Origin of the sequence: Methylophaga muralis, from assembly GCF_001720165.1 — a bacterium.
GTDB lineage: Bacteria > Pseudomonadota > Gammaproteobacteria > Nitrosococcales > Methylophagaceae > Methylophaga > Methylophaga muralis.
In genome coordinates, this window is sequence record NZ_MCRI01000080.1 from 1 (window position 1) to 2,611 (window position 2,611).

Sequence of the window (2,611 nt, forward strand, 5' to 3'; positions counted from 1 at the left end):
GAGTGCCTTTCAGCCACTTGGTGCCAATAAATAGAGTTGAAAGATTTTATTCTGAATACTTTGACAAGCTTTTTTAAGATGACAATATCTCAGGTGTTTTAATAGTCGTATGGTTTATTCATATCTGATTTTATGCCCATATTGCACTTAAAGAGATATCTGCCAGAATTTTATTTGCCAATATTCAATGGAATTCCTGGCTCACCTCAGGGTCATAATTTCACTCAGATAAGAGTTAAATAAGATGAACGATAAACCCATCGTTAACATGCCAGAAGATGACGAACCAGACTTTTCTCAAGCAGAAAGTCTTAAAGAACGACGAGATTTGATATTGACCCACAAAGAGGCTCAGGCTGGTAGCCGGATGATATGGCTGCTTGTGGTGAGGAAGATGTCGGGGCGGGTTTGGAGTTTTTAGTAACTGAAGATGATCATAAAAAATAAACTTTTGTTACAGATCTGATTTTTGCATTAAATCCCCCTACGTCCCTGTCTTGATTTAAACAATTATCTATAGAGGCTCGTCAATGTCATGTTTTAAAAGATGATGCCTGTGAGCTTCGAGCTTAGCCTTATTCGCTGGATGAAATACCCAAAAATACGCCATGCACATAAGAACAAAAGATATAACGGTGGTTAACGTTCCTAACCAATCTTTTGCTGTCATTAGGTCAACATTTGTCGCAAAAATTGTTGTTAATATTTCAACCATTTTTTCACTCCTAATGAGTAAATGTTTTCTTTATGAACCCCTCTAATCGGTTTTAAATTAGCTCTGTTGAGGAATTTGATTATTAGCTGAAATAGTCTTCGAAGAAGCCTGGCGAATAGTTCTAATGACATTGAACAGCATTAGCACAGCACCACAGAAGAAGATAAATCCACCAAAAGTACGCATGACATAGTAGGGATACATTTCCGCGACGGATTCTACGAAGGTATAGGACAGATTTCCGTAATCATCATAAGCACGCCACATCAATCCCTGCATGATGCCGGCGATCCACATCGATGTTATATAAATAGCGGTACCGATCGTTGCCATCCAAAAATGCAGATTGACCAGTTTTACTGAGAACATTTGGGTGTTCCACATCCGTTCGGTCATATGGTAAATGGCACCAATCGAAATCATCGCCACCCAGCCTAATGCTCCTGAATGTACATGTCCGATAGTCCAATCAGTGTAATGAGACAAGGCATTCACTGTTTTTGAGGACATAACCGGTCCTTCAAAAGTCGACATGGCATAAAAAGCCAGAGAGACGATCAGAAAACGCAAAATATAATCGGTACGTAGCTTGTTCCATGCACCACTTAAGGTAAACATTCCGTTCAATGCCCCACCCCATGAAGGAATGATCATGGCAAGTGAAATGGCTGCACCTAAGGAACCGGTCCAGTCCGGTAATGCCGTGTATTGCAGATGATGTGCACCGAGCCAGACATAGCCGAACGTTAATGCCCAAAAGTGAATTATTGAAAGTCGGTAGGAATAAATCGGGCGATTAGCTTGCTTGGGTACAAAGTAATACATGATGCCTAAAAAGCCAGCTGTGAGAAAAAAACCTACGGCGTTATGTCCCCACCACCATTGAACCATTGCATCCTGAACCCCGGCGAAAACAGAATAGGATTTCCACATGCCCACCGGAATCGCCAGGCTATTGACCACATGCAAAAAGGTGAACATGATTAACAGGGAGAGATAAAACCAGTTGGCGACGTAGATATGGCTCACTTTGCGAATGGCTAAGGTCATCGTAAAGTTAATTAAGAAAGCGACCCATACAAAGGCAAGCAGGATGTCCATCGGCCATTCGGCTTCATGATATTCCTTACCTTGGGTTAAGCCGAGTGGCAAGGTAATAAAGATGCCGAGCATATAAATATTCCAGCCCCAGAAGGTAAACCAGGCTAATTTGTCGCTCCATAATCTGACATGGCTAGTGCGCTGCACAACATAAAATGCGGTTGCCACCAATACCGTTCCAGCAAAACCATACAACACCGTGTTGGTATGCACCGAGCGTAAACGGCCAAAGGTAATATAAGGAATATCGAAATTTAAATCGGGCCAGGCCAGTTGTGAGGCGATAAATACGCCGACTCCTGTGCCTATCACAAGATAGATACAGGCCATGACCATAAAATATTTTACGATGGAGTAGTTATACCCTTCAGCTGAATCGACCATTGACCTTCTCCCCGTAAAATACTTTGACTGCAGTATCCTCACAAAAAAGGAGATGGATTTAGCTTCTATAGAAACTAACTTTCCATCTCCCGTTTATTTATTCGAGCAAGGCGACTTCTAACCATTCTTTGTGGCGTCGTTCATCGTCCAGGTGAGCCATCAAAATAGCTTGAATAGGTTGAGGGAAATCTTTTTTAACTTCTTTCTCATAGCTTTTGTTGGTGACCTCTTCATTCATCAACATGGCTTTCAGGATGGTTTCATCACCACCTAAATTAGCGATGACCACTTTGCCTTTGGTAAGAATGACTTTCATATCAGCACCATCTGCAGGGGAACCACCCTCCTGACTTACCAGCTGACTCAACGCAGCAATATGATTTTGGTGATCTTGCATAAAGTTAGCTAATT

General features: G+C 41.8%; 4 protein-coding genes. 1 reads left to right on the plus strand and 3 read right to left on the minus strand.

Annotation, left to right across the window (positions count from 1 at the left end; genetic code table 11):
* Nucleotides 1–244 precede the first annotated feature (244 nt).
* A complete protein-coding gene (locus tag A9E74_RS14415; RefSeq protein WP_176718943.1) occupies nucleotides 245–421 on the plus strand; it encodes a hypothetical protein in 177 nt (58 codons plus the stop codon).
* A 93-nt stretch (nucleotides 422–514) separates the two neighbouring features.
* On the opposite strand, the gene A9E74_RS13600 is transcribed toward A9E74_RS14415, so the two are convergent.
* The 3 genes from A9E74_RS13600 to A9E74_RS13610 form a co-directional block, all read right to left on the minus strand.
* Nucleotides 515–715 (minus strand): CcoQ/FixQ family Cbb3-type cytochrome c oxidase assembly chaperone, encoded by a 201-nt coding sequence (locus A9E74_RS13600; protein WP_069297134.1) that lies wholly within the window; start codon nucleotides 713–715, stop codon nucleotides 515–517.
* Between the two features lie 57 nt (nucleotides 716–772).
* Complete coding sequence (gene ccoN, locus A9E74_RS13605) at nucleotides 773–2,200, minus strand: cytochrome-c oxidase, cbb3-type subunit I (protein ID WP_069297135.1); 1,428 nt, start codon at nucleotides 2,198–2,200, stop codon at nucleotides 773–775.
* A 97-nt stretch (nucleotides 2,201–2,297) separates the two neighbouring features.
* Nucleotides 2,298–2,611: ferritin family protein (locus A9E74_RS13610; RefSeq protein ID WP_084003103.1), on the minus strand; the 314-nt coding region annotated here is incomplete at its 5' end.

Excerpts from the sequence above, each read along its gene's own strand:
- ccoN (WP_069297135.1), bottom strand. The coding sequence starts at position 2,200 with ATGGTCGATTCAGCTGAAGGGTATAACTACTCCATCGTAAAATATTTT.
- A9E74_RS13600 (WP_069297134.1), bottom strand. The coding sequence starts at position 715 with ATGGTTGAAATATTAACAACAATTTTTGCGACAAATGTTGACCTAATG.
- A9E74_RS14415 (WP_176718943.1), top strand. The coding sequence starts at position 245 with ATGAACGATAAACCCATCGTTAACATGCCAGAAGATGACGAACCAGAC.